Consider the following 26,158-nt stretch of genomic DNA (forward strand, 5'->3'; position numbering starts at 1 on the left):
GCGCGACGAGGCTTGTGCGGTTCTCCATACACCGACGGTACGTATGACCGACCGGTCGGTCAAGGGTTGGTGAAAGCACGAACAGCACGCTCGAGAAGGCAGTGGAGTCAGGACTTCCTGGCGACGAGCAGATGATGCGGGACCGGCGGATTCGGCAACGTGGTGTGTTCCACCGTGAGGCCCGCCGCTGTCAGCGCCGCGATGACATCGTCGACCGGACGAAGAGTGAATCCATAAGCGGTGAAAGGCATCTTGCCCATCGCCTCGGGATCGCCGATACCGACGACGGCCGTACCGCCGGATCGCAGGACCCGCGCGAGTTCCGTACAGGCGGCGGGCAGATCGTCGAGGAAATAGAAGGTGTTGACGGTGATGGCCGCGTCGAGGCTCGCCTCGGCCAGACCGAGCGCGGTGAGCGACCCGTCGGTGAGCGTCAGGCGGCCCGCCGCCGTTTCCCTCGCGAAGCGGGCCCGCGCGCGCTCGCGCATGTCGGGCGCGGGCTCGATGCCGTACACGGTGCCCTCGGTGCCGACACGGTCGAGCAGCAGACCCAGCCCGACGCCGCCGCCGAAGCCGATATCGGCGACGGTGGCACCGGGGCGCGGGGCGGCCGCGGCGACGGCGGCGCTGATGGCGCGCTTGTTCCCCCGGTTGAGGACGAAGGCGACGCCCTTGCCGAGCAGGCCGTGTGGATTACCGAGCTGGTCGGCGATGGTGGTGAGCAGGCGATCCTTGACCCCGGTCATCTGCCCATCGTAGGAGGCGCGTACACCCCTGATCGGCCGTGATGAGGCGAAGGTCACAGTGTGCTCGACCGGGCTGGTTCCGGGGCGTTCCCCGGCCGATTTCGTACCGTTCGGCGGCCCGTTCGCAACCGGTGATCCGACCGGTTCATGACCTCCGGGAAGGTGTTGGGCCTGGATTGCTGATCGCTGGTCATGTTTGCAGCGTTGTAAACAAACTTGAGGTTTCTTTTAAAGCGTCGAGATCTCGGCAAACCGAAAACTCGTTGCCGAACCCGCAGGTGATCGGCTATGCGCCCGGCGTCGATGTGATCCGGGCAACCAGCGCGAACAATCCGATGACACGGCAACGATCGGTGCCCCACGAGTTGTCGAAGGTTTGCGGAAGATGAATTCCCGGTGCCGCGCGCACCGCGATCCGGGTGCCGCCGGAAGTTTGCTGCGGGTGTGGAAATCACTGACTCCACACGTGTTTGCCACTTCGCAATTCTTACGCCGGACCTGCGCGTTGGGGGTTGCGTGGGCATAACGATTGTGTACAGTTAACGGCAACGCTGGCCGCAGCTGAGCTCGACTCGCTGCGGCCAGCGGAACTCAAATGGGGGAGTTCGAAACCTTCTCGTTACCTCGCGTAGCTGCCGATTGTCCGGCGCTGTCCCGCCTCCGGTGTGCTCGGAGTTGCCTGCCGCGCAAATGCACGTACAGATGCGAATTCAGGCCCGCTCGAGGGTGTTGTCCACAGGTGCCAGCCAGCGCGCGGCCGGGTCGGGCAGTGCGGCGGGAGCGGCGGCGCGCGCGTCCTGTTCCCCGGCCACCCGCCTGCCGATCCCGAAGACGTAGCACAGGAACAGCGCCTCGGCGGTGAAGCCGAGGGCGATGCGCACGGGCGCGGGCAGCCCGCTCGGCGTCACGAAGCCCTCCAGCAGGCCACACACGAGCAGCACGACCACCAGGCCGAGTGCCACCGTCGCGGTCGCCCTGCCCTGGCGGGCCATCGCGGCGGCCCGGCTGACCCGTCCCGGGTCGACCAGCGTCCAGCCCAGCTTCAACCCCACCCCGCCTGCGACGAACAGCGCCGTGAGCTCGAGGGTGCCGTGCGGGAGGATGAAGCCGAAGAACGAGTCGAGCCGGCCCGCGTCGGCCATCAATCCACCGGTTATCCCCAGATTCAGCGCATTCATGAACATTGCGTACACAGCCGGGAGGATCAGCACGCCGGTGAACAACGCGATGGCCGAGACCCACGAATTGTGTGTCCACACCTGTGCGGCGAAGGCTTCGTTGGGGTGCTCGGAGTAGTAGGTCTCGAACGAACCCCCAGGTCCGGTGATGGTCGACAGGTCGCCCGCGGGTATCCCCAGGGCCGAGCGGGCGGCGCGGGAGTTGTCCACAAGCACCGCGATCACGCCCGCGATGGCCAGGAAGACCACAGTTGTCCCCACCCACCACGGCCACGCTCTGTACACAGCCGCGGGGAAGTGGTGGGTGAAGAACCGGCCCACCTCGCGCCAGGGCTGTGTGCGCGCCGCGAGCACCCGGCCGCGGGCCCTGGCGAGCAAGGCGCTGAGCCCGGCCACCAGCTCCGGATCGGGATGGTGGCCCTGCAGCCTGGCCAGCTGCTGGGAGCTCGCGCGGTAGAGCCGGACCAGTTCGTCGGCCTCGGCGCCACTGAGCCTGCGCTGGCGGACCAGCTGATCGAGCCGATGCCACGACTGTTGATGCGCCCAGCTGTAGGCATCGGTGTCCATATCGGGAATGCTAGCCACATGGCCGAATTCACCACCGGCGAAGCGGTGGCGCTTGACCTGCCGCTGGCGCGTATCCCCAGCCGCGCCGGCGCCTTCCTGCTCGACCTCGTGCTGCAACTGTTCCTGGCGTTCTCCCTCGTCTACGTGGGCGTTCTCGTGCTCGCCGCGGCCGACGCCGATTCGGCCTGGTTCGCGGTGCTCGGGGTGGTCACCATCGTGACCGTGCTGGTCGGCTACCCGGTGTGCAGCGAAACCGTCTCGCGCGGGCGCTCCTTGGGCAAGGCCGCGTTCGGGCTGCGGGTGGTGCGCGCCGACGCGGGCCCGATCGACTTCCGGCACGCGCTCACCCGTGGGCTGGCAGGCGCGATGGTGGATTTCTGGATGCTCGGCGCGTTCGGCGCGGTCGCGGTGATCACCTCGCTGTGCTCGGCGCAGGGCAGGCGCGTCGGTGACGTCCTGGCGGGCACCGTGGTCGTGCACACTCGCCAGGCCATGCCGCGCCCGGCGCTCGCCGCCGCACCGCCGTGGCTGTCCGGGTGGGCCACCCAGCTCGATCCCGCCGCCGTCTCCGACGAGCTGGCGGCCGCGATGCGCCAGTATCTGTCGCGGCTGGGCACGCTCACCCCGCCCGCCCAGCACCACCTGGGGACAGCGCTGGTCGAGGCGGTCTGCCGGGCGATGCGCTGCGCGCCGCCCACGGGTTATCCCCCGTATCACGTGCTCGGCGCGGTTCTGGCTCGGCGCCAACAACTTTCGCGCCACTGACCCTGTGGATAACTCGGCCCTGTGGACAACCTGTTGGTGAACCGGTGCATGAACTGTGAATGCCAGTGGACAACCGGAAATTCACAGGGAGCCGGACTGCTTCAGTTCCAGGTACTCGTCGGCCAGTGCTTCGGGCAGCCGATCCGGCGCCGCGGTCACCACGGCCACCCCGCGACGGCGCAAAGACTCCTGCACAACGGCCCTTTCCGCCAGCACGGTCTCGGCGGCGGCGGCTTTGTACACAGCCTCCGCGGTGGTGCGGTCACGGGCGGCGGCGGCGATGTCCGGGTCGGTGACCGAAACTATCAACACCCGATGCCGCCGGGTGAGCGTCGGCAGCGCGGGCAGGAGGTGTTCGGTGACCGTCGGGCCGTCCAGACCGGTGAACCACACGATCAGCGCGCGCTTGCGGACCCGGGAGATCACCGTGCGCACCAGGCCGCCGGTATCGGTATCCACAAGGCGCGGAGTCACTCCGGCGAGGGTGTGCATAAGTCTCAGCGGCAACTGGTGACCGGCCACGCCACTCACTTCGGCGCGCACCGTGCGGTCGTAGGCCAGCAGGTCGACGGTGTCGCCCGCCGCCGCGGCCAGCCCACCCAGCAGCAGCGCCGCCTCGATCGAGGCGTCCAGCCGCGTGCCCGCGCCCACCCGACCGGCGGCGGCCCGGCCGGTGTCGAGCACCATCAGCACGTGCCGGTTGCGCTCAGGGCGCCAGGTGCGCACCAGCACGTCGGTGGCGCGGGCGGTGGCCCGCCAGTCGATGCTGCGCACGTCGTCGCCCGCCACGTACTCGCGGAAGGAATCGAATTCGGTGCCCTGCCCGCGGGTGTTGGCGACATTGCGGCCCTCGAGATGGTGCAGCCGCTTCACCTTCGAGCGCAGCAGCCGCTCGCTGCGGAAGGCGGGCAGCGCGCGCACCCGGGCGGGGACCTCCACCCGCCGCTGCCGTCCGGCCAGGCCGAGCGGGCCGAGCAGCCGCAGCGTCACCGGGCCCGCGACGCGATCACCGCGATAGGTGGGAGTCAGGGTGGTACGCAACCGGATCCGGGTGCGCGGGGCCAGGTTCAGCTGATGGGTGCGCAGGTCGGGGCGCGCGCTGTCGGGCCAGGAATCCCACAGCAGGCCGCGCACGGTGCTCGTGCCGGTGTTGGTGACCACCAGTTCCACCTCGGTGCCGCGCCCGAGCCGCACGATCGTCAGCGGATCGCGGGTGAGCGTGAGCGCGTCGGCGCGCGCGGTCAGGGCGACATCGGTGAGCAGCACCACGACCAGCAGCAGACACGCGCCGAGTACGCCCCACGCCGAAGGCACCGCGAACATCACCAGCGCCGCCGCGGCCGTGGCCAGCAGCGCGAACCGTCCCGTGACGACCACGTCGCTACACCGGCACCGGCACCGAGACCAGCAGCGAGGAGAGCACGCCCTCGCTGCTCACCCCGTCCAGCTCGGCCTCCGGCCGCAACTGCAGGCGGTGCCGCAGCACCGGCACCGCCACCGTCTTCACGTCGTCGGGCGTCACGTAGGCGCGGCCGTTGAGCCAGGCGAAGGCGCGCGCGGCGGCCAGCAGCGCGGTCGCGCCGCGGGTGGAGGCGCCGTGCGCGACGGCGGGGGAGGAGCGGGTGGCCCGGCACAGGTCGACGATGTAGGCCAGCACCTCCGGGCTCACCGTCACCTCGGCGACGGCGGCGCGCGCGGCGGCGATGTGCGCCGGACCGGCCACCGGGCGCAGGCCCGCCGCCTCGAGATCGCGCGGGTCGAAACCGCTCGCGTGCCGTTGCAGGATGCGGAATTCGTCGTCGCGCTCGGGCAGCCGGATGTCGATCTTGAACAGGAAGCGGTCCAGCTGCGCCTCCGGCAGCGGATAGGTGCCCTCCTGCTCGATCGGGTTCTGGGTGGCGATCACCACGAACGGATCGGGCAGCGGTCGCGGCTGTCCGTCGACCGAGACCTGGCGCTCCTCCATGGATTCCAGCAGCGAGGACTGGGTCTTCGGTGGGGTGCGGTTGATCTCGTCGGCCAGCAGCAGATTGGTGAACACCGGGCCGCGGCGGAAGGTGAACTCCGCCGAGTGCGGATCGTAGATCTGCGAGCCGGTCACGTCACCGGGCATCAGGTCGGGCGTGAACTGCACCCGCGCGTGCTCGAGGTCCAGCGAGGTGGCCAGCGCGCGCACCAGCAGCGTCTTCGCCACGCCGGGAACACCTTCCAGCAGCACATGGCCGCGGCACAGCAGCGCCAGCACCAGATACAGCACGGCCTGGTCGTTGCCGACCACGGCCTTGCCGATCTCGGTGCGCAAGGCGGCCAGTGCCGCACCGGCGTCCGCCGCGCTCGGCGATTTCTGCAGGACAGTGTTGTCGGTCATGCGAGCTCCGTCTCGATCCATTCGAGGTGTGCGGCAACGTGATAGAGGGTGTCCTCGTCCGGCACGTCGCCGAACAGGACGGTGCCGAGCTGCTGGGCCGGGATGCCCAGGCGCGCGGCCGAGGTGCGGACCAGCTGGTCGTCGGTGAGTTCGCCCAGGCGTGGGCGGATGCGGCGCAGGGTCGCGGCGCGCAGGATCTGGGCCACATGGGCGAGGTCGCCGGAGCGGCGGTACAGCCCCGCCTGCCCGGCGAGCAGTTCGTTGGCCGGCACCTCCACCGGGCGCGGCTCGCCGACCAGCGCGCCGCGCCTGCGGCTGCGCCAGGCGATCAGCGCGGCGAAGGCCAGCAGGAACTGGAGGCCGCCGAAGGCGAGCCAGCCGGGCAGCGAGCTGAAGATCGAATCCTCGCCCGCGCCGAAATCGGGATCGAAATCGTCGCGGGGCGGATCGGGGACATCGGTCGGTGGGGGCGGGAGATCCGGCGGAGTGGGTGGTGTGGGGGCGTTGGGCGCACCGCAGGATTGCAGCGTGGCGTAGAGCAGCAGCGCGATCGCCAGGCCCGCGGCGAGCGCGGCCCAGAACTTCGGGTTGCGCAGCAGGTCGGGCAGCGGGGGAAGTTGCCTGCGCTGCTTGGGTTCTCGCTCGGTGACCTCGAGTTCGACCGGCTCGGGTGCCGGGGGCGGTGCGCCCTGGGAGTAGCGGTCGGCGTATTCGAGGCGGCGGTATTCGTCCTCGGTGGCGGTGCGGCCGCCGTAGACGACCTCGTCGAAACTGCGTGCCGCCGGGTGCAATTCGGTGGACTGCTCCAGCGGCAGCACGGTGGTGGCGTCGTCGGCGGTCTCCTGCGCGGTGCGCGAGCGGCGCACCGGCAGGGTGCCCGCCTGTTCCAGGGCGCGCAGCACGGCACGGAAGCGTTCGCGCAGGGCGCTGTCGTAATCGCGGCGGCTCGCGGCGAGTTCCGCGGCGGCGCGGTGATCGGCGGCCGAGGCGAGGCGGGGCGGGGCAGGCGTGCCCGAGGACGAATCGTGGTGTGGCGCGGGGCCGAAGTCGTTGTCGCTCATCCGCGATCACCCGGGATCTCGATGTCGAGGCCCTCGCGCACGCACCGGCGATCGATGTAGCAGACCGCGCGACTGGCCGATTCGACGATCTCGGCCACGACCACCACCAGCAGCCATCCGCTCACCAGCAGGGTGAAGAAGGCCCACCGGTGCGTGCCGGAGAAGTCGGACAGGAAGAACGGGATGCCGAACGCGGGCACCGCGAGCACCGCGAACAGCAGCCGCTGCGACAGCCACAGCCCGGCGATGCGCCACTCGGCGCGCGCGGTGAGCTCTTTGGAACGGGCGACGGCCACACCGTAACCCGCGTGCTCACCGATGATCGCGGGCTCCACGAGGAACCGCCCCGCCCGCACATACGACAGCCACAGCAGCGCCAGCGGATAGGTGACGATCAGCAGGCTGCCCACCACCAGGACCCCCACACCGAGCAGCGAGAACATCAGCTGGGCCAGCACCAGCGGGCCGAGATGATCGGTGGCGGTGCGCAGGGCAGCGCGCAACCCGAAGCGGACGCCCCGGAAATCGGCCAGCGCCAGGGCGACGGTCGTGCCGCGCAGTACCAGCCGCACCAGCCACCCGCACCCGAGGGTCGCCAGCAGCACCGCCCACATCGTCCCCAGGTTCGAGCCGCCGGTCAGATGCGAGACCAGCCCGGTGAATCCGAGCACCGCGAGCACGGCCAGCACCAGCGCGCTCCCACCGAGCACGGCGAGCGGGCGCAGGTGGGCCTGGATGAGGGCGAACGGCTCGTCGAGCAGTTCGCGGAAAGCCAGGGGCTGGATCGGAACCGTCGGCGGCCGTGCCGGATCGACGCCCCCGACGGCGCCGACCGCATCGACGGCAGAACGCACGCCTGGAGTCTATGGGACGGCGGCCGATGCCGCGGGCAGTGCCAGCCGGGTGGGTTTCAGGCGGCCGCGCAGGGTGACCGTCTCGGCGAGGGTCCAGTGGGCGGACTCGGTGCCTGCGGCGGCGGAGAGGGTGGTGGCGGAGCTGAGGAGGCGTTCGTCGTAGTTCTTCGAGAGCTCGCACAGGCGGGCCGCCTCGTTGACGGCGTCACCGATGACGGTGAACTCGTAGCGGTTGTGGGTGCCCACATTGCCGGCGACGACACGGCCCGCCGCCACGCCGATCCCCGCGTCGAGATCGGAGGCTTCGCGCAGGCGGCGCTGGATGGCGCGACCGCAGGACAGGGCGGCACCGGCCAGGTCGTCGAGGGGCGCGGGGGTGCCGAAGACGGCCAGGGCCGCGTCGCCTTCGAACTTGTTGAGCAGCCCGCCGTGGCGCTCCACCTCGTCGACGACGATGTCGAAGAACCGGTTGAGGATGCCGACGATCTCGGGGGCGGGCCGGGTGGCGGCCATGGTGGTGGAGCCGATGATGTCGATGAACAGGGCGGCGGCCTCGGTCTCGGTGCCGCCGAGCACGGGCTGGGAGGCGATGGCGGCCATGGCCACGTCGTGGCCGACGTGCTTGCCGAACAGGTCCTCGATCATGGCGCGCTCGCGCAGGCCGTGCACCATGCGGTTGAAGCCGCTCTGCAGGTCACCGAGTTCGGTGCCGTCGTAGAGGGTGACCTCGGCGTCGAGATCGCCGTCCTCCACCCGGCGCAGCGCCTGGCGCACGCCCTTGATGGGGGCCACGGTCGCGGCGACGACCTGCGCCATCAGCAGCATCCCGAACAGCAGCGCCGAACCGCCGAGGCTGAGCACGCACACGGCCAGCCGGGCCTTGCTCACCGCCGGATCGGCCAGCGCCCACACCGCCACCACCATCGACAGCGCCACCGGGATACCCGAGCCGACCAGCCACGACAGCATGGTCCGGCCGAACACCCCGATGCCGCGGCGGCGGTGCGGGTCGGCCTGGAGCACGCGCGCGGTCACCGGGCGCAGGGCGAATTCGATGATCAGGTAGCTGTTGGCGCACACCACGATCCCGGCCGCGCCGATCGAGAGCGCCACCTTGGGGATCAGCGCCGGATCGGCGATTCCGTAGACGATCGTCAGCGTGACCAGCGCCACTGTCCACAGCACGGCCTGCTGCAACACCATCCAGCGCGGCGCCGACACGGTGACGCGCTGTTCGGCCGGGGTCGGCACGCGGTCGGGGTCGGTGGCCCAGCGCATGGTGCGCAGCCCGGCCACCGTCCCCCAGACGGTGCCGATCACCAGCGCGAGCACCGCGCACAGCGGCGTGAAGACGGCGTTGATCAGCAGCAGGTCCCAGGTGAACACCGTCGGCCCCGGCAGCACGAACCCGGCCAGCACCACGATCATCGCGATGCCGATCAGATTGGCCACCAGCAGCGGCAGGGTCAGCAGCAGCTGCACGCGGACCCGCCGGATGGACGATTTCTCCTCGACCGGTCCGAGCAGCGGCGAGCCCCACGGCGCGGTGCGCGCCCCGCCCTTCGGTCCGTCGCTGTGGATCACTCACGCACTGTAAACCGAGATTCGGACACGGCGGCGTGGTGTAGTCCAGGTCACTGATCGCCGATGACGGCTATATGACCAGTCAGTGATCCGTTTCGGGCCGCCACACGCCCGGATGGGCGTGCGGAGGGGCACTCGGCGTGTTCAGAGAACAGATGTTCACTGAACACGCGGATCAGCGTGCGGGCGGGAGCTGACGACGGCCGCCGCCGGGCAGCTCGTCGACCGTACGTCCGGCGATCTCCCCCTGCCCGTCCGCGGCGGGCAGCCCGGTGCCCTGGCTCGCGGGCAGCGCCTGGTAGGTCGGCGCGGCCGGGTACTGGCGCGGGTCCGGGTGGTACCGGGTCGAGGGCGCGTCGACCACGGTCGAGGCGATCTGCTGGGCGTAGGGGTTGGGCTGGTCGTACGGGTTGTACTGCGGCTGCGGGTAGCCCGCGGGCAGGTAGCCCTGCACCGGCTGGCCGGGTAGCTGGTATCCGGCGGGCGCCGTCATCTGCGGCTGCTGCGGCGCCTGCGAGTCCTGGGTGTCGACGGTGACCTTGCGGGTGCGGCGCAGCGTGAAGGTGACCTCTTCGACCTCCTCGAAGGCCTGCCGCGCGGTGCGCAGCGGGTGGGTCGCCGAATCGATGGCATTGGCCACGAAGGAGGGCACCAGCGGGCGGATCCAGCGCGCGGCCGTGTCGGTGAACGGCACCGTGCCGATGATCGGCAGCTCCAGGCCGCCACCACCGGCCGGGGCCTGCGCGGGTGCGGCGGGCGCGCTCACCGGCTGCTGCACGGGCACCAGCGCACCGGCCTGCGGCGCTCCTGCCTGCGGCAACGCGTTCGGGAGGTAGCCGGCGGGCAGCTGCGGTGTCACATTCGGCTCCAGAGCCACGGAGTCGTCCTTTCGGTGCGGCTCGGTGAACCCGAGCTCGAAGCCGCCGATCGCGGCGATGATCCTGGTGCGCTGACGTTCCCGGTCGATCACGGTATCGGCTTCGATGGCCAGGCGCGCGCTGGTGAGCTCGTGCTCGGCGCGCAGCGCGGCCGTCTCGGTGCGCACCTCGGCGCGCTGCACCGCGATGGCGGCGTCGGCCGCGCGCTCGGCCCGGTCGGCCACCTCGGCCGCCTCGATCCGCCGATCCAGCGCGGTCTCCCCGCGCCACCAGCGCAGCAGCAGCGGCAGCAGAGCCAGCAGCACGCCGATCACCAGCACCAGCAGGCGCAGCGCGGCGGCACCGGCGTGCGCGGCGGTGTAGCCGTTCATGGCAAGCCAGCGGGCACCGAGGCCGCGGTCGGCGTCGGCGAAGGCGAGGGTGCGGGCGGTGGCGAGGTCGGCGGTCTCGGTGCGCACGGCCGTGTCGAGGGCCTCGGTGCGGTCCTGGGCGGCGGCGAGCTGCTTGCGGGCGTCGTCGAGCATGTCGTTGGCGGTCTGCGATTCCGGGCCGCGACCGGGGACGCCGGTGATCCGGGTCTGCGGGCACTGCGGGGTGGGGTTGAATTCGCAGCGCGCGATGACCAGCGCGGTGTCGATATCGGCCTGGGCCTCGGCGATGGTCGCGTCCAGCGCGGCGCGTTCCGCGGTGGCCCGGTCCAGTTCACCGCGCGCGGTGACCACCACGGGTGCCTGCTCGGCGCTGTCCTGGGCGCGCACGTCCAGCTCCCGGTCGACGGTCCCGCCGAGCAGCACGGTCGAGGCGAGTTCGGCCACCAGCACGCCCGCGGCCACCCCGACGACGATCCTGGTCGCGGTCGCGCGGCGGTCGGGTCCGGTGAGTGGCGTGCTCGCCAATGCCCGGCCCAGTGCCAGCGCCCCGGCCGCACCCAGCAGCGCGAGCACCACGATGACCGGCCAGCCGATCCCCTCGGCCGCGCCCAGCGCCGCCACCAGCACGAGCCCGGTGACCACGCCGAACAGCGCCACCGCGGCCCCGGTGACGGCATATCCCGCTTGTTCCTGGCTGACGGCCTGCTCCGCGCCGGTATCCGGCGTGCCGCGCCGCGGCGAGGCGAGCCCTCCGCCGAGCCAGGTGAGTGTGCCGGTCATAGGTTCTCCCCGGGTCGTGCGCTCCACATGGCATGGCGAAACTGTCATGGATTCGTTGTGCCAGCGTGACAGGCCCCGACCCGCCACACCGAGCGCCGACGGCCTCTTTGTGGTCAGCCTCACAACTGGACATTTGATACATCGCGGCGCCCGCGCTTCGTCGCGTCCACCTCGGCGTGTCGAGCCTGGCGAGCCATACCGGACGGTCTGATACCGGCCCGATGTGGCGAACGACACTCCGAAATCGTTAGCCAGGAGTGTGCTGCGGCACATCTCAGAAATACAGACCGAACGGTTGGATGACTACCCCGCATGTCGAAGGCGCTGTCGGATATATCTCACCGTGACCTACCCCGGTTAGCGGAGGTCCCAGGTTTGGCGTCCAGGAGTAAAGGGAAATCTGCTGCGGTGCAGGTGAGTTCAGCTTTCGGCCCGGTGCCGGTGGCTGTTTCGGGCCTGCTCGCCCACAGTGTTCGCGCAGGTCGGCACGGGTTGTCCGGGATCGATTCAGCACCCGCTCTGCTTTACACTGGACGACGCGCGCGACGAAGCAAGCCGCCGTTACAAACCCCAGCTAGACAAGGTTATTAGCACAACCTTAGTTGGTTGGGCTCACGGTCTGACTTATCGTTTGCTCTTACGCCGAGCACACCCCTGTTCGGCACAACCACCTGTTCGGGGTCCGGTGAAACCGGGCCAACAGTAGCGGGTGAAACCCGCGCGGAGGTGAGGAACGTGTCAACGTTCCGTTACCTCTGAGCACCCACTACGTCAACGAAGCGGGTGGACAACTGGAGACGTGACTGCACGCCGCAAACCATCACCGTAGCTGGTTTTCGGATCGTACGGACGCAGTCTTGACGGAGGCGAAACGACGATAGGGCCCAATCCAACGGGCGGCCGATTCATCGACAGCCGACTTTCTTGAAGGCAGAGGCATGACGCAACTTCCTGGCCACAGGTCACCCGGTGTCACCGGGCTCTACGATCCGGCATTCGAGCACGACGCCTGCGGCGTCGCGTTCGTCGCCGACATGCACGGACGACGCAGTCGCGACATCGTCGACAAGGCCATCACGGCGCTGCTGAACCTGGAGCACCGCGGTGCCGCGGGCGCAGAGCCGAACTCCGGTGACGGCGCGGGCATCCTGATCCAGCTCCCGGACAAGTTCTTCCGCGCTGTGGTCGACTTCGAGCTGCCCCCGGTCGGCTCCTACGCCTCCGGTATCGCCTTCCTGCCGCAGGCCCGTCGCGAAGCCGCGCGTGCCGCCTACGGCGTCGAGAAGATCGTCGTCGAAGAGGGCCTGGCCGTGCTCGGCTGGCGCGAGGTGCCGATCGAGGAGTCCTCGCTGGGTGCGCTGGCGCGCGACGCCATGCCCACCTTCCGGCAGATCTTCATCGGCTCGCCGAAGAACTCGGCCGAGCAGCTCTCCGGCATGGACCTGGAGCGTCGCGCCTACGTGATCCGCAAGCGGATCGAGCACGAGCTGGGCAAGTCCGGCTCGGGCGAGGGCGCGGTCGGCAAGGAGTCGGTGTACTTCCCGAGCCTGTCCGGCGAGACCTTCATCTACAAGGGCATGTTCACCACGCCGCAGCTGCGCGCGTTCTACCTGGACCTGCAGGACGAGCGCGTCGAGTCGGCCATCGGCATCGTGCACTCGCGCTTCTCCACCAACACCTTCCCCTCGTGGCCGCTGGCGCACCCGTTCCGCCGGGTCGCCCACAACGGTGAGATCAACACCGTCACCGGCAACGAGAACTGGATGCGCGCGCGTGAGGCGCTGCTGCGTTCGGACGTGTTCGGCAAGGACGAGGCGGGCAAGAACCGTCTGGAGAAGATCTTCCCCGTCTGTACCCCGGGTGCCAGCGACACCGCCCGTTTCGACGAGGTGCTCGAGCTGCTGCACCTGGGCGGTCGCGACCTGCACCACGCCGTCATGATGATGATTCCCGAGGCGTGGGAACGCAACGAGAGCATGGACCCGCAGCTGCGGGCGTTCTACGAGTACCACTCGATGCTGATGGAGCCCTGGGACGGCCCCGCCGCCGTCTGCTTCTCCGACGGCACGAAGATCGGCGCCGTGCTCGACCGCAACGGCCTGCGCCCCGGTCGCATCTGGGTCACCGAGGACGGCCTGGTCGTGCTGGCCTCGGAGGTCGGCGTACTCGACATCGATCCGGCCACCGTGGTCCAGAAGATCCGCCTGCAGCCGGGCAAGATGTTCCTGGTCGACACCGAGCAGGGCCGCATCCTCACCGACGCCGAGATCAAGGGCGAGCTGGCCGCGGCGCAGCCGTACCAGCAGTGGCTCGACGAGGGCGTCAGCCGCCTGGCCGACCTGCCCGACCGCCCGCACGTGCACATGTCGCACGACCGCGTGCTGATCCGTCAGCAGATCTTCGGCTACACCACCGAGGACCTGAACCTGCTGATCACGCCGATGGCCAAGACCGGCGGCGAGGCACTGGGCTCGATGGGTACCGACACCCCGATCGCGGTGCTGTCGAACCGCTCGCGCCTGCTGTTCGACTACTTCTCGCAGCTGTTCGCGCAGGTCACCAACCCGCCGCTGGACGCCATCCGCGAGAAGGTCGTCACCAGCCTCAAGCGCAACATCGGTCCCGAGGCCGACCTGCTGCACCCCGGCCCGGAGTCCTGCAAGCAGATCGCGCTCGAGCAGCCGATCCTGGACAACGACGAGCTGGCCAAGCTGGTCCACATCAACGACGACGGCAGCCACCCCGGCCTGCGTTCGGTGGTCGTGCGTGGCCTGTACCCGGTCGCCGAGGGCGGCGCGGGCATGCGCGCGGCGCTGACCGCGATCAACACCCAGGTCTCGGCCGCGATCGACGGCGGCGCGCGGATCATCGTGCTGTCCGACCGCGAGTCCAACGAGAAGCTGGCGCCGATCCCGTCGCTGCTGCTCACCTCCTCGGTGCACCACCACCTGGTGCGCGAGCGCACCCGCACCATGGTCGGCCTGGTCGTCGAGGCCGGTGACGCCCGCGAGGTGCACCACATGGCCATGCTGGTGGGCTTCGGCGCCGCCGCGATCAACCCGTACATGGCCTTCGAGACCATCGAGGACATGCTCGAGCGCGGCTCGCTGGCGATCCCCGGCAGCACCGGTGACCGCACCGCCGACTTCCGCAAGGCCGTCGCGAACTACTGCACCGCGGCCAGCAACGGCGTGCTCAAGGTGATGTCGAAGATGGGCATCTCCACCCTGGCCTCCTACAACGGCGCCCAGCTCTACCAGGTCATCGGCCTGGCCCAGGACCTGGTCGACGAGTACTTCACCGGCCTGCGCTCGCCGCTGGACGGCATCGGTCTCGACGAGATCGCCGCCGAGGTGGCCGCCCGGCACCGCGTGGCGTTCCTGGAGAACCGCAACGAGCGCGCGCACCGCGAGCTCGAGGTCGGCGGCGAGTACCAGTGGCGTCGCGAGGGCGAGTACCACCTGTTCAACCCCGACACCGTGTTCAAGTTGCAGCACGCGACCCGCTCGGGGCAGTACTCGGTCTTCAAGGAGTACACCAAGCTCGTCGACGACCAGTCCGAGCGACTGGCGGCGCTGCGCGGTCTGTTCAAGTTCAAGACCAGCGCCCGCGAGTCGATCTCGATCGACGAGGTCGAGCCGGCCAGCGAGATCGTCAAGCGTTTCTCCACCGGCGCGATGAGCTACGGCTCCATCTCGGCGGAGTCGCACGAGACCCTCGCCATCGCGATGAACCGGCTCGGCGCGCGCTCGAACTCCGGTGAGGGCGGCGAGAGCCCCGCTCGCTTCGAGGTCGAGGAGAACGGCGACTGGCGCCGGTCGGCGATCAAGCAGGTCGCGTCGGGTCGCTTCGGCGTCACCGCGCACTACCTGACCAACGCCACCGACATCCAGATCAAGATGGCCCAGGGTGCCAAGCCGGGCGAGGGCGGCCAGCTGCCCGCGCACAAGGTGTACCCGTGGGTCGCCGAGGTGCGGCACTCCACGCCGGGCGTCGGCCTGATCTCCCCGCCCCCGCACCACGACATCTACTCGATCGAGGATCTGGCCCAGCTGATCCACGACCTGAAGAACGCGAACCCGCAGGCGCGGATTCACGTGAAACTTGTCGCGGAGCCGGGTGTCGGCACCGTCGCCACCGGTGTGTCCAAGGCGCACGCCGACGTCGTGCTCATCTCGGGCCACGACGGCGGCACCGGCGCCTCGCCGCTGACCTCGCTCAAGCACGCGGGCGGCCCCTGGGAGCTCGGCCTGGCCGAGACCCAGCAGACCCTGCTGCTCAACGGCCTGCGCGACCGCATCGTCGTCCAGGTCGACGGTCAGATGAAGACCGGCCGCGACGTGATGATCGCCGCCCTGCTCGGCGCCGAGGAGTTCGGTTTCGCGACCGCGCCGCTGGTCGTCTCGGGCTGCATCATGATGCGCGTGTGCCACCTCGACACCTGTCCGGTCGGCATCGCCACCCAGAACCCGGTGCTGCGCGAGCGCTTCTCCGGCAAGCCGGAGTTCGTCGAGAACTTCATGCTGTTCATCGCCGAGGAGGTGCGTGAGCTGCTCGCCGAGCTGGGCTTCCGCACGCTCGACGAGGCCGTCGGCCGGGTCGACCTGCTCGACACCACCAAGGCCAAGGCGCACTTCAAGGCCGCCAAGCTGGACCTGTCGCCGATTCTGGACATGCCGGAGACGGCGTTCATGAACCAGGACACCCGTTGCACCGGCACCCAGGACCACGGCCTGGACAAGGCGCTGGACAACGAGCTGATCGCGCAGAGCGCCCCCGCGCTCGAGCGTGGCCAGGCGGTGAAGATCGAAACCAAGATCACCAACGTGAACCGCACGGTCGGCACCATGCTCGGCCACGAGGTGACCAAGCTCTACGGTGGCGCGGGCCTGCCCGACGACACCATCGACATCACCTTCAACGGTTCGGCGGGCAACAGCTTCGGCGCGTTCGTCCCGGCCGGCATCACGCTGCGCGTGCAGGGTGACGCCAACGACTACGTCGGCAAGGGTCTGTCCGGTGGTCACATCGTGGTCCGCCCGGCGCTCACCGCGCCGGAGGGCTTCGTCGCCGAGGACAACATCATCGCGGGCAACGTGATCATGTTCGGCGCGACCAGCGGCCGGATCCTGATCAACGGTGTGGCGGGCGAGCGCTTCGGCGTGCGCAACTCCGGTGCCACCGCGGTCGTCGAGGGTGTGGGTGACCACGCGCTCGAGTACATGACCGGTGGCCGGGTGGTCATCCTCGGCGGTACCGGCCGCAATCTCGGCGCCGGTATGTCCGGCGGTGTCGCGTTCGTCTACGACCCCGAGGGCACCCTGCCCGAGCGGGTCAACCCGGATCAGTCCGAGGCGATCGAGCAGCTCTCCGGTGACGACTTCACCTGGTTGCGCGACATCATCGCGACCCACCGCGACGAAACGGGATCGGCTGTGGCCGAGCGCATCCTGAGCGATTGGTCCCAGCAGGTGAACCACTTCGTGAAGGTCATGCCCCGCGAATACAAGAAGGTTTTGCTCGCCATCTCCGAAGCCGAGAAGAGCGGCAAGGATGTCGACGCAGCGATCATGGAGGCGGCTCGTGGCTGACCCACAAGGCTTTTTGAAGAACACCTCGCGGGAACTGCCTGCCCGCCGCCCCGTCGAGCTGCGACTGCTGGACTGGAAAGAGGTCTACGAGGAGAAGTTCTCCCACGAGACCCTGCAGAAGCAGGCCAGCCGCTGCATGGACTGCGGTATCCCCTTCTGTCACAACGGCTGTCCGCTGGGGAACCTGATCCCCGAGTGGAACGACCTGGTGTACAAGGGTGGCTGGCGCGAGGGCATCGACCGCCTGCACGCCACCAACAACTTCCCGGAGTTCACCGGCCGCCTGTGCCCGGCTCCGTGTGAGGCGTCCTGCGTGCTCGGCATCAACCAGCAGCCGGTCACCATCAAGCAGGTCGAGGTCGAGCTCATCGAGAACGCCTTCGGCGAGGGCTGGGTCACCCCGGTGTACCCGACCAGGCTGACCGGCAAGAAGATCGCCGTCGTCGGCTCGGGACCGGCCGGTCTGGCCGCCGCCCAGCAGCTCACCCGGGCCGGTCACACCGTGACCGTGTTCGAGCGCGACGACCGCATCGGCGGCCTGATGCGCTACGGCATCCCGGAATTCAAGATGGAGAAGGCGGTCATCGACCGTCGCCTCGCCCAGATGGAGGCCGAGGGCACCATCTTCAAGACCGGCGTGAACGTGGGCGTCGACATCTCCGCCGAGCAGCTGCGCGAGCAGTTCGACGCGATCGTGCTCGCCGGTGGTGCCACCATCGCCCGCGACCTGCCGATCCCGGGCCGCGAGCTCGACGGCATCCACCAGGCCATGGAGTTCCTGCCGCTGGCCAACCGCGTGCAGCTCGGCGACGACATCACCGACGAGAACGGCCTGCCGCCCATCCACGCGAAGGGCAAGAAGGTCGTCATCATCGGTGGTGGCGACACCGGCGCCGACTGCCTGGGCACCTCGCACCGCCACGGTGCCGAGAGCGTCCACCAGTTCGAGATCATGCCGCGTCCGCCGGAGGAGCGCGCCGGTTCCACCCCGTGGCCGACCTACCCCCTCATGTACCGGGTCTCCTCGGCGCACGAAGAGGGCGGCGAGCGGGTGTTCTCGGTGAACACCGAGCGTTTCGTCGGCAAGGACGGCAAGGTCACCGGTCTCGAGGCGCACGAGGTCAAGATGGCCAACGGCCGCTTCGAGAAGGTCGAAGGCACCGACTTCACCCTCGAAGCCGACCTGGTCCTGCTGGCCATGGGCTTCGTCGGCCCGCAGAAGCCCGGCCTGCTGACCGACCTCGGCGTCGGCTACGACGGCCGCGGCAACGTCCAGCGCGACAAGAACTGGGCCACCAACATCCCCGGCGTCTTCGTCGCCGGCGACATGGGCCGCGGCCAGTCCCTGATCGTCTGGGCCATCGCCGAAGGCCGCGCCGCCGCCTCGGCCGTGGACAAGTACCTGGAAGGCGAGACCGCGCTCCCCGCACCCATCCCGCCGACCGCCGTCGCCCAGCGGTAATCCCGTAAGACCCGAAAGGCGCTCGCAGACCACCCGGTCCGCGAGCGCCTTTCGTCGTTATCGGGGTGGGGTCAGTTTGGTGAGGGTGCCGAGGAAGCTGGTGGCGTAGAGGGAGTTCGGGTCCCAGCCGGGGCCGGTGCCGAAGCGGACCGAGGAGACCAGGGGCAGGCCCTCGGCGATGCGGCAGGAGTGGCCGGTGTCGATGTCGACCTGTTGGACCGCGCCTGCCACGTTGAGTGCGACGTAGGCGGTGCCGTCGGCGTCGACGGTGAGGTCGTCGGCGGAGTTCAGTGGGCCGAAGCCGGGGAGTTCGGTGCGGGTGATCGGGGTGTCCGGGTGGGTGGTGTCGACGGCGGCGATCACCGTGGTGGGGTCGAAGGTGGTCGAGACGATCAGCCGGTCGCGGGGTGCGTCGACGGCGAGGCCGTTGGTGGAGGTGAGGGCCGGGGCGAAGGGGGTGGTCGTGCCGTCCGGGCGCACCCTGGTCATCGAGCCCGCGCCGATGTCCTTGCTGACCACGAAATCACCGTTCGCCAAGCGCGCCAGCCCGTTCGGCATCTGCAATCCGCGCGCCACCGTGGCCCGCGCGCCGGTCGCGAGATCCACCGAGTCGATGGTTCCCGTGTGCTGCCCGCCCAAGGCCGCCGACGCGGTGTTCCCGGTGGTGAAGTACGCGGTGCCACCGGTGACCACGATCCCGCCGGGTCCGTCGACCGAATCGGCGATCGTGGTCCGTACGCCGTCGGTTCCCAACGCCCGCACGGCCCCCGGCCCGCCACCCAGATCCTGTTCGGACAGCAGCACATTCCCGCGCCCGTCGAACCCGAGATTCTCCAGCACCCCGAACCCACCGGCGACGACCTCCTGGCTCCACGGCACACACTGCTGCGGCGCGGCCGACACCGTAGCGGCGCACGGAAGCACGAAAGCACCGGTCGCCCCGGTCACGAGCAGCAGCAGAAGACGCGGAGTTCTCATGCGTCCCGATCGTAACGACCGCCCCCACCCACAACGCTGGAACAGCCACGATCCACACCCGCGTACGCGCCGCCATGGTCGATCACCGGCTAGCCGTGCCCGGCCGCACGACCCACGAGCAAGTTGGTGGTGAAGCGGGTGATGTCCTCAGGCAACGTGGGATGTGCCCGCGGATGCGGACTTTCGGCGCGCACCGTGGTGAGCGCGGTCGACAGCGTGGCCTCGACGATCTCCGCCGCATCGGGGAGTCCCCAGGACGTGCCCTCCGCCACGAGATGCTCGCGGGTGATGCCGTGATGGCGATACTCACCACCCACCGACAACGCCATCTCCCCGTCGTTGCGCTGATGGGTCTGCGGAACGAAGTCGTAGGCGGGCGCGAGGGTGGACGACCCGTCGGGCCGGTGGAGCAGCGCGATGTTCTTCGCGTGCATGTCCAGATTGCCGACCGCGACCGCGAGGGTGGTCATCCGCAGCAGGCGTTCGAGCGCGTCGCGGTCACCGAGGCAGTTCGCGATGCGCACCATGGTGACGCGTCCACCGAAGCGCTGATACTTCTGGTCGCCCGAGGCGCCGAGCGCCTGACTGAAGTCCTCCTGATGCAGGCGGGAACCGTCGGCCAGCCGGTCGAACCGTTCGACCACCAGCGCGGGCACACCGTCGAAGTCGGTTGTCCAGGTGGGGTATTCGGCCAGACCGGCGGCCCGGACGAATCGGGCGCCGTACTCCTCGTCGTAGATCGTGGTCGGCTCGGTGGGCGACGCGGGCTTGAGAATGTGCGTCGACGGAGATCCGCCGACAACCCGGTTCCAGCCCCTCGCCGTTCGGGCCAGCGCGATCTTGTCCTGCACCCCGGCCAGGGATGTTCTGCCGTCGGGCGGGCGGTTGCCGAGTGGGTGGTCCTCGACGGTGGCCAGCATGGTCGCGACCTCGGCGGTCGTCAGTGGTTCCAGTGCGGGTTCGGTGGTGTCTTCCGGGTCGCGGATCTGGACCGCGCCGGGTAGATCGCCACCGTATCGGCGGAGCAGACCGATGACATCGTGCGCGCCGACGCCTGCCAGTTCGGCGGTGCGGGTGCGCATACGGCCCTCGGGGAGCAGTTCGCGGAAGAAGTTCTGCCTGCGGGCTCGGTGGGAGCGGTTGGGGGTGGTGGTGAGGGGGACGGCAGCCGACAGGATGGGGGAGCCGGGGGCGCGGAGATCGGCGGCGTCGGGGGTGATGACGAAGTCGTGATCGGGGGCGGAGCCGGTGAGGGTGCCCACAGGGGTGCCGTAGAGGTCGATGGTCAGTTCGGCCATGGGTGTCCTCCGGGGCGGTGGTGGCGAACAGGCGTCCGACGTGGCACGACGCTAGCCGAGGGGGTCGGCGAGGGGTACCGGGTTTGCCCGCGAGATGCGTAGGGGGATGAACAGTCTTCCACGGGAAGGGCTTCGGGGGCGGGAAGAAGGACGTGGCTGATCTCCGGTGCAGCACATAGACTTTCCGTGTCGAGGTGTAACCGGTGATCCGAGGGGGAGCTGTGCCGTTGCCGCCGGGAACGATGGCGAGCCTGCATCGCGCTGCCGAGCGCGGAGACGGTACCGCCATGCACAATCTGGCCAACATCTACTACGACCACAGCGATTTCGAGGCCGCCGAATACTGGTTCCGGCAGGCCTCGGCGGCGGGTCACACCCGGGCGATGAACAACCTCGCCGTGCTGCTCGACAAGCTCGGTGACATCGAGGAGGCCGAGTCCTGGTACCGCCGCGCGGCTTCGGGCGGCAACAGCAACGCCATGTACAACCTGGCGACGCTGCTCTACCAGTACGGCGATCGCGCCGACGCGGAGTCCTGGTACCACCGCGCGGCCGTCGCGGGCCATCTCGACGCCATGTACAACCTGGCCCGCCTCTACGAACAGCGCCATCACTACGACGAGGCCGAGTCCTGGTACGCCGAGGCCGCCGACAACGGCGACATCGACGCGATGAACAATCTCGGTCTGCTGCTGCGCGATCGCGGCGCCACCACAGAGGCCCGCCGCTGCTTCCGCCGCGCCGCTGATCTCGGCCATCCGCGCGCGATGGCCAATCTCGCCGCCCTGCTCGAATCCGAGGGCGCGCACCGCGAAGCCGAGTCCTGGTACCGGCGCGCCGCGGGCTGACCCGTCGCGTGTCCGGACCGGGGAATTCGGCTGTCCACACAAAGGCGAGGTTTGCGAAGTGGACAATTCCCCAGTTCGCGCGGTGGTCGCTGGCACACGAAAAGGGGGATTGACCTTCGGGTTCACCGGTGAGTAGCGAATGACGGCCTGAGTTACTCAAAAGTATTGATACCGAGCGGTTTTCCAGCAAACCCCAGCAAACATTTTGCCGGACAGCAATTTTCCGGCGTTCAGGATGCGAGCGGTTGCGGGGCGGTATAGCGTCTCGTTTCGATAACCGATCGATGACGGGCCGGGGCGTGTGAATTCTCTCGACGGCTGCTTGCAACGCATCATGGATATTCCCGGTGCGCGCAGCGTGACACTGGTGGACGGGGCCAGCGGATTGGCGATTGCCGCGGCAGGGGCGCACGGCATCGTCGACGAGCACGAGGACGCGGCGGGCACCACCGAGGTGGTGCGGGCCGCACTCGGCTGTACGGCGCTGTCCGGCAGCCGCGACAACGACGAGATCTCCGAGATCGTCGTGTGCCGCCCCTCGGGTTTCCACCTGCTGCACCTCGTCGACGGGGATTTCGACGGCCGGTTGTTCATGCACGTGGTCTTCGACGGTGACACCGGCAACCTGGGCATGGCGCGCTACCAGCTGCGCTCGGCGCTCGACGAACTGACGGGTGGGCAACGATGAGCGTCGCGCTCGCCGACGAACTGCATCGGCTGGAACAACAGCGATCGACCGGTGTGCTGCGCGCCGGTGACGGCGAATTCCATTTCGCGGACGGCGCGATCACCTCCGCGGGTTGTCGCCGCACGCCCGGCCTGGACCGTCTCGTGGTCGAGGCAGGGGTCGCCACCGCCGAGGACTGGCAGCGCGCGGGCGCCGGCGATCGCGACGCGCTGCCGCACGGGCCGCGCCTGGAGACCCTGGCCGTGCTGTCGGTCTACGACGCGGCCTATTTCCTGCTCTCCTCGCCCGCCGAACCGGAATTCGTTCCGGCGCCCGAACATTGGCTCTCGAATGTCTGCCGGGTGGCACCGCACGCGGTGGTGCACGAGTGCGCCCGCCGCGGTGATCCGGAATTCGGGCCGTGGCCCGCGGAGCTGGTCGCCTCGCAGCCGGTGGTTCCCGCCCGGCGCACCGATCAGAAACGGGTGACGCTCACCGGCAGTCAGGCCGAGGTGCTCGCCGCCGTCGACAGCAGCCGCAGCATCGCCGACATCGCCCGCGACCTGGGCCGCACCACCTACGGCTGCCTGGTCGCCGTGCGCGACCTCACCGCCGCCGGGCTGATCGAGGCACCCGTCGTGCGACGCCGCCATCTGGGCCTGGTCCCGGACCCGGCTCCGCAGCGCCTGCCCCTGCCGACCAGCGGTGTCCCCGAACTGCCGCGGCGGGTACCCGCCCCGCCGCGGTCGGCGCGTCCCCTCACCGGGACGGGCGGGCCGGGCAGGCACGCGCTCGACGAGGAAGCGGTCGCGTCCGTCCGGTACCGCGGAGTCCGGCCCTACCAACCCGAGCGCTGGCGACCGGTGGACCGAGACCTACTCATCCGGCTCAAAGCGGCGTTGGAGGAGCTTGCGTGACCGTGCGGAAGAAACTGCTCGGTGATTGGAGGGGAAAGAAAGTGACCGAGGTGGCGATGACCGTGCCCGAACGGAACGCGGCGGTGCTGGCCGAATTGAAGTCCCTGCGCGAGCGCGTGCCCCGGCTCACCGGGTCGGTCGTGGCGTCCAGCGACGGCCTGCTCATCGAGCACGACCTGCCCCCGCACATCGAACCCGCGGGCATGGCGGCGCTGGCCGCCGCGCAGCTGTCGCTGTCGTTCCGGTTGGCCTCCACGGCGCACGGGGGCGGGTTCAACGAGGTCGTCGTGCACGGCACCGAGGGGCAGGTGGTGATCTACGCCGCCGGCTACACCGCGCTGACCGTGCTGGCGGGCCCGGAAGTGAACGTCGGCCGGCTCCACCTGGAGTCGCGGCCGGTCGCACGCGCCATCGCCGAACACCTGGCGGCGGCGAACATCTCTGGCAACAACCAGGGCAAGCACACCAAATGAAAGGTAGGACATGTCGAATATCGATCTGGCACTCAAGGACATGATGGTGATCGACGGCGCGGTCGGCGCCGCGATCGTCGACTACAACTCCGGCATGGCGCTCGGAATGCTCAGCAGTACCAAGGCATTGGACCTGCAGATCGCCGCGGCGGGCAACACCGAGGTGGTCCGCGCGAAGATGCGGACCATCGAGCAGCTGGGCCTCAACGAGGAGATCGAGGACATCCTCATCACCCTGGGTACCCAGTACCACATCATCCGGCCGATGACGGGCCGCAAGTCCAAAGGGCTGTTCCTCTACCTCGCGCTCGACCGCGCGCGCGGCAACCTGGCGCTGGCCCGCCACCGCCTCAAGGGCATCGAGGAAGACCTCGAGGTGTGAGTCCAGCGCTCGCGGCCGAACGCCTCACCGTCAGGCCGGCGTGCGGCCGGTGACGGTGAGGACGTTCAACTGCACGCCGTTGTCCAGGGTCTCGGAGCTGGTGAGCTCGAGCTCCGCCGTGGCGTCGACATCGGTGAACAGCCGCAGGCCCTTGCCGACGAACACCGGGTAGACCACCAGCCGGTACTCGTCGACCAGATCGTGCGCGCGCAGCAACTCCACCAGCGCGGCGCTGCCGTAGACGAGCAGGTCGTGCTCGGCGCGCAGTTTCGCGATGGACTCGGCCAGGTCGCCCTCGATACGGGTGGCGTTCCAGTCCAGCTCGGAGCCGGTGGAGGTGGCGACGAACTTGGGCATGGAGTTCATCCGGTCCTTGTATTCGCCTTCCTCGGGGTGCGCGGGCCAGGCCGCGGCGAAACCCTCGTAGGTGACGCGGCCGAGCAGCAGCGCGTCGGCGTCGAAGACCTCGGGGTTCTTGAACTCGCCGATGGCGTCGTTCCAGTACGGGGCGGTCCAGGCGGGGTTCTCGATGATTCCGTCGGCCGAAACGAACTCCGCCACAACGATCTTGCCCATGATGTCCTCGATTTCTCGTGCGATGTGATCGTGCTGTTCGGCTGTGTAGACGACAGTGTGACGCGGAATTCATCGGGGCCGCTGTCATGCGATCGTTCGCCGACTGTCGGAAATCGGACATGGACACCCGGTCATGTGGCACCGGTGGGCGCGTGGCCTTATTGTGATTCGCGGCGAGGTCTGGGAAGACAAGGTTGAACTGGAGCGGCATGCGTTTGAAGAAAGTTGCCGCGGCGCTGGGTGCTGCCGCGGCGATGACCACCGGAATCATGGTCGGCAGTACGAGTGCCTCCGCGGCACCGGGTTGCCCGAGCCTGTATGTCGTCGCGATCCCGGGCACCTGGGAAACGGGCCACGACAAGGAACCCGGCCCCGGCATGCTGTCCGGCGTCACCAACGGCCTACCCCGCAACACCGACGTCGACTACGTCACCTACGCCGCCACCGCGTTCCCGTGGGAAGGCGATGTGTACGGCAACTCCAAGAAGGAAGCCGTCAGTGCCGCGCGCGGCCTGATCACCGCGAAGCTGGCCTCCTGCGCCGACACCAAGATCGCGCTGGTCGGCTACAGCCAGGGCGCCGACGCCGCCGGTGACCTGGCCGCCGAGATCGGCACCGGCATCGGCGCGATCCGGCCCGACAGCGTCGCCGCCGTCGGCCTGATCTCCGATCCGCGCCGCTCGCCGACCGATGTGCAGGTGGGCCCGCACGCCCAGGGCGCGGGCGCCGGTGGCGCGCGTCCCGGCGGCTTCGGCTGGATCAGCGACCGGGTGCGCACCATCTGCGCGGTCGACGATCTCTACTGCGCCACCGCCACCGACGATTTCGTCACCCGGTTCGCCGGCTTCCTGGCCCAGAGCTCGGACGCCAACCCGGCCAACCTGTGGCGCTACCAGATCGAAGCGGGCGCGATCATGAACGACCTGATGGCCCACGGCGGTGTGCCGACCCTGCAGGCGCAGCTGTCCGAGTCCGCCAACCAGCAGCGCGCCAAGGACCTGGAGCGTTTCTACCGCTCCCAGGCCCACACGCTGTACGGCTCCTACCCGGTGGGCGGCGGCCAGACGGCGATCACCTGGATGCACAACTGGATCGCGCAACAAGCGTGAGCTGACTCGATGACGGGCCCGGTGTCGACGACACCGGGCCCGTGGTCTGTCAGGAGGCGGTGCGGGCGAGGTTGCGGGGCAGCAGTTCCCAGACGTGGCCGTTCTCGTTGATGGTGGCCGCTGTGCGGGCGCCGGTGCGGGAATAGAGGATGCGGGTGATCGAGCAGTAGTCGATCGGGAAGGTCAGCGGGCGGGGCAGGCCGAGGATGTCGGCGAGCAGCACGTTGACCACGCCGCCGTGGGCGAAGGCGACCACGGTGTCGGTGGGGGCGCTGCTCGCGACCAGGGTGTCGACGGCGGTGAGCACGCGGGTGGTGAAGGCGGGGCCGTCGATCTGCTCGGGGAGGAGGCCCGCCTTGATGCGGGCGTAGGCGTCGGCGAAGTCGGTCTTCGCGTCCTCGATGGGGATGTAGGCGGGTAGGTCGCGGTCGTATTCGGCGAGGTCGTCGATGATCTCGACGTCGAGTCCGCGCGCGGCGGCGGTGGGGGCGGCGGTGTCGCGGGCCCGGCGCTGTGGGCTGGAGACCACGCGGACGATGTCGTGGGCGGCCAGCGCGGCGGGCACCCGCTCGGCCTGCTGCCTGCCGATCTCGGTCAGCGCCGGGTCGGCGGCGGTGGACGTGCCGACCACGCGGCCGGGCTGGGCATGACGCACGAGAATCAGCTGCACGCCCCTCACTCTGCCCCATCACCGGCGGCGGCGCC

The 26,158-nt window shown here is 69.5% G+C and carries 21 protein-coding genes; 9 read left to right on the top strand and 12 right to left on the bottom strand.

Annotation, left to right across the window (positions count from 1 at the left end; translation table 11 throughout):
• Positions 1-107: 107 nt before the first annotated feature.
• Positions 108-746 (bottom strand): methyltransferase domain-containing protein, encoded by a 639-nt coding sequence (locus ACWEMY_RS01525; protein WP_452388408.1) that lies wholly within the window; start codon positions 744-746, stop codon positions 108-110.
• Between the two features lie 710 nt (positions 747-1,456).
• Complete coding sequence (locus tag ACWEMY_RS01530; RefSeq protein ID WP_452388409.1) at positions 1,457-2,491, bottom strand: stage II sporulation protein M; 1,035 nt, start codon at positions 2,489-2,491, stop codon at positions 1,457-1,459.
• An 18-nt stretch (positions 2,492-2,509) separates the two neighbouring features.
• On the opposite strand from ACWEMY_RS01530, the gene ACWEMY_RS01535 reads away from it, so the two are divergent.
• A complete protein-coding gene (locus tag ACWEMY_RS01535) occupies positions 2,510-3,256 on the top strand; it encodes an RDD family protein (RefSeq protein WP_452388410.1) in 747 nt (248 codons plus the stop codon).
• 81 nt (positions 3,257-3,337) lie between these two features.
• Here the strand turns inward: ACWEMY_RS01535 and ACWEMY_RS01540 are convergent, their stop codons facing one another.
• From ACWEMY_RS01540 to ACWEMY_RS01565, 6 genes are all read right to left on the bottom strand, one after another.
• Positions 3,338-4,633: a DUF58 domain-containing protein gene (locus ACWEMY_RS01540; RefSeq protein WP_452388411.1), complete on the bottom strand. Its 1,296-nt coding sequence runs from the start codon at positions 4,631-4,633 to the stop codon at positions 3,338-3,340.
• A 4-nt stretch (positions 4,634-4,637) separates the two neighbouring features.
• The gene (locus ACWEMY_RS01545) at positions 4,638-5,624 is read right to left on the bottom strand and encodes an AAA family ATPase (protein ID WP_452388412.1); all 987 of its coding nucleotides are present in this window, start codon (positions 5,622-5,624) and stop codon (positions 4,638-4,640) included.
• On the bottom strand, positions 5,621-6,685 hold the full coding sequence (locus tag ACWEMY_RS01550) for a DUF4129 domain-containing protein (RefSeq protein WP_452388413.1): 1,065 nt from the start codon (positions 6,683-6,685) through the stop codon (positions 5,621-5,623). Before ACWEMY_RS01550 ends, ACWEMY_RS01545 begins: the two co-directional genes overlap by 4 nt.
• Positions 6,682-7,539 carry a hypothetical protein gene (locus tag ACWEMY_RS01555; RefSeq protein WP_452388414.1) on the bottom strand — a complete coding sequence of 286 codons (858 nt, stop codon included), beginning with the start codon at positions 7,537-7,539 and terminating at the stop codon, positions 6,682-6,684. Before ACWEMY_RS01555 ends, ACWEMY_RS01550 begins: the two co-directional genes overlap by 4 nt.
• Positions 7,540-7,548: 9 nt before the next feature.
• A complete protein-coding gene (locus ACWEMY_RS01560; RefSeq protein ID WP_452388415.1) occupies positions 7,549-9,123 on the bottom strand; it encodes an adenylate/guanylate cyclase domain-containing protein in 1,575 nt (524 codons plus the stop codon).
• 175 nt (positions 9,124-9,298) lie between these two features.
• Positions 9,299-11,152: a DUF4407 domain-containing protein gene (locus ACWEMY_RS01565; protein ID WP_452388416.1), complete on the bottom strand. Its 1,854-nt coding sequence runs from the start codon at positions 11,150-11,152 to the stop codon at positions 9,299-9,301.
• A 938-nt stretch (positions 11,153-12,090) separates the two neighbouring features.
• Here ACWEMY_RS01565 and gltB point away from each other — a divergent pair.
• On the top strand, positions 12,091-16,743 hold the full coding sequence (gene gltB, locus ACWEMY_RS01570) for a glutamate synthase large subunit (RefSeq protein ID WP_452388417.1): 4,653 nt from the start codon (positions 12,091-12,093) through the stop codon (positions 16,741-16,743).
• Positions 16,736-18,205: a glutamate synthase subunit beta gene (locus ACWEMY_RS01575; protein WP_452388418.1), complete on the top strand. Its 1,470-nt coding sequence runs from the start codon at positions 16,736-16,738 to the stop codon at positions 18,203-18,205. The genes gltB and ACWEMY_RS01575 overlap by 8 nt, the downstream gene beginning before the upstream one ends.
• Positions 18,206-18,262: 57 nt before the next feature.
• Here ACWEMY_RS01575 and ACWEMY_RS01580 read toward each other — a convergent pair whose 3' ends face one another.
• Both ACWEMY_RS01580 and ACWEMY_RS01585 read right to left on the bottom strand, forming a co-directional pair.
• Positions 18,263-19,183, bottom strand: a complete 921-nt coding sequence (locus ACWEMY_RS01580) for an SMP-30/gluconolactonase/LRE family protein (protein ID WP_452388419.1) — start codon at positions 19,181-19,183, stop codon at positions 18,263-18,265.
• Between the two features lie 89 nt (positions 19,184-19,272).
• Positions 19,273-20,481, bottom strand: coding sequence for a type II toxin-antitoxin system HipA family toxin (locus tag ACWEMY_RS01585; RefSeq protein ID WP_452388420.1), 1,209 nt, complete (start codon positions 20,479-20,481; stop codon positions 19,273-19,275).
• 203 nt (positions 20,482-20,684) lie between these two features.
• Between ACWEMY_RS01585 and ACWEMY_RS01590 the strand changes: the two genes are divergently transcribed.
• From ACWEMY_RS01590 to ACWEMY_RS01610, 5 genes are all read left to right on the top strand, one after another.
• A complete protein-coding gene (locus tag ACWEMY_RS01590) occupies positions 20,685-21,329 on the top strand; it encodes a tetratricopeptide repeat protein (RefSeq protein ID WP_452388421.1) in 645 nt (214 codons plus the stop codon).
• 334 nt (positions 21,330-21,663) lie between these two features.
• The gene (locus tag ACWEMY_RS01595) at positions 21,664-22,017 is read left to right on the top strand and encodes a hypothetical protein (RefSeq protein ID WP_452388422.1); all 354 of its coding nucleotides are present in this window, start codon (positions 21,664-21,666) and stop codon (positions 22,015-22,017) included.
• Complete coding sequence (locus ACWEMY_RS01600) at positions 22,014-22,913, top strand: hypothetical protein (protein ID WP_452388423.1); 900 nt, start codon at positions 22,014-22,016, stop codon at positions 22,911-22,913. Before ACWEMY_RS01595 ends, ACWEMY_RS01600 begins: the two co-directional genes overlap by 4 nt.
• Positions 22,910-23,386, top strand: coding sequence for a roadblock/LC7 domain-containing protein (locus tag ACWEMY_RS01605; protein WP_452388424.1), 477 nt, complete (start codon positions 22,910-22,912; stop codon positions 23,384-23,386). The genes ACWEMY_RS01600 and ACWEMY_RS01605 overlap by 4 nt, the downstream gene beginning before the upstream one ends.
• Before the next feature lie 10 nt (positions 23,387-23,396).
• On the top strand, positions 23,397-23,768 hold the full coding sequence (locus ACWEMY_RS01610; RefSeq protein WP_278260867.1) for a hypothetical protein: 372 nt from the start codon (positions 23,397-23,399) through the stop codon (positions 23,766-23,768).
• Between the two features lie 30 nt (positions 23,769-23,798).
• On the opposite strand, the gene ACWEMY_RS01615 is transcribed toward ACWEMY_RS01610, so the two are convergent.
• Entirely contained in the window at positions 23,799-24,344 is a 546-nt protein-coding gene (locus ACWEMY_RS01615; protein WP_452388425.1) for a dihydrofolate reductase family protein, read from the bottom strand.
• A 209-nt stretch (positions 24,345-24,553) separates the two neighbouring features.
• Between ACWEMY_RS01615 and ACWEMY_RS01620 the strand changes: the two genes are divergently transcribed.
• Positions 24,554-25,453 carry a cutinase family protein gene (locus ACWEMY_RS01620; protein WP_452388426.1) on the top strand — a complete coding sequence of 300 codons (900 nt, stop codon included), beginning with the start codon at positions 24,554-24,556 and terminating at the stop codon, positions 25,451-25,453.
• A gap of 49 nt (positions 25,454-25,502) precedes the next feature.
• Here the strand turns inward: ACWEMY_RS01620 and ACWEMY_RS01625 are convergent, their stop codons facing one another.
• Positions 25,503-26,123 carry a histidine phosphatase family protein gene (locus ACWEMY_RS01625; RefSeq protein WP_452388427.1) on the bottom strand — a complete coding sequence of 207 codons (621 nt, stop codon included), beginning with the start codon at positions 26,121-26,123 and terminating at the stop codon, positions 25,503-25,505.
• Positions 26,124-26,158 lie beyond the last annotated feature (35 nt).

It is taken from the genome of Nocardia sp. NPDC004415 (genome assembly GCF_053602435.1).

Coding starts and splice junctions, on each gene's coding strand:
- ACWEMY_RS01615 (WP_452388425.1), bottom strand. CDS start 24,344: ATGGGCAAGATCGTTGTGGCGGAGTTCGTTTCGGCCGACGGAATCATC.
- gltB (WP_452388417.1), top strand. CDS start 12,091: ATGACGCAACTTCCTGGCCACAGGTCACCCGGTGTCACCGGGCTCTAC.
- ACWEMY_RS01565 (WP_452388416.1), bottom strand. CDS start 11,152: ATGACCGGCACACTCACCTGGCTCGGCGGAGGGCTCGCCTCGCCGCGG.
- ACWEMY_RS01610 (WP_278260867.1), top strand. CDS start 23,397: ATGTCGAATATCGATCTGGCACTCAAGGACATGATGGTGATCGACGGC.
- ACWEMY_RS01580 (WP_452388419.1), bottom strand. CDS start 19,183: ATGAGAACTCCGCGTCTTCTGCTGCTGCTCGTGACCGGGGCGACCGGT.
- ACWEMY_RS01620 (WP_452388426.1), top strand. CDS start 24,554: ATGCGTTTGAAGAAAGTTGCCGCGGCGCTGGGTGCTGCCGCGGCGATG.
- ACWEMY_RS01550 (WP_452388413.1), bottom strand. CDS start 6,685: ATGAGCGACAACGACTTCGGCCCCGCGCCACACCACGATTCGTCCTCG.
- ACWEMY_RS01545 (WP_452388412.1), bottom strand. CDS start 5,624: ATGACCGACAACACTGTCCTGCAGAAATCGCCGAGCGCGGCGGACGCC.
- ACWEMY_RS01535 (WP_452388410.1), top strand. CDS start 2,510: ATGGCCGAATTCACCACCGGCGAAGCGGTGGCGCTTGACCTGCCGCTG.
- ACWEMY_RS01600 (WP_452388423.1), top strand. CDS start 22,014: ATGAGCGTCGCGCTCGCCGACGAACTGCATCGGCTGGAACAACAGCGA.
- ACWEMY_RS01530 (WP_452388409.1), bottom strand. CDS start 2,491: ATGGACACCGATGCCTACAGCTGGGCGCATCAACAGTCGTGGCATCGG.
- ACWEMY_RS01525 (WP_452388408.1), bottom strand. CDS start 746: ATGACCGGGGTCAAGGATCGCCTGCTCACCACCATCGCCGACCAGCTC.
- ACWEMY_RS01595 (WP_452388422.1), top strand. CDS start 21,664: ATGGATATTCCCGGTGCGCGCAGCGTGACACTGGTGGACGGGGCCAGC.
- ACWEMY_RS01585 (WP_452388420.1), bottom strand. CDS start 20,481: ATGGCCGAACTGACCATCGACCTCTACGGCACCCCTGTGGGCACCCTC.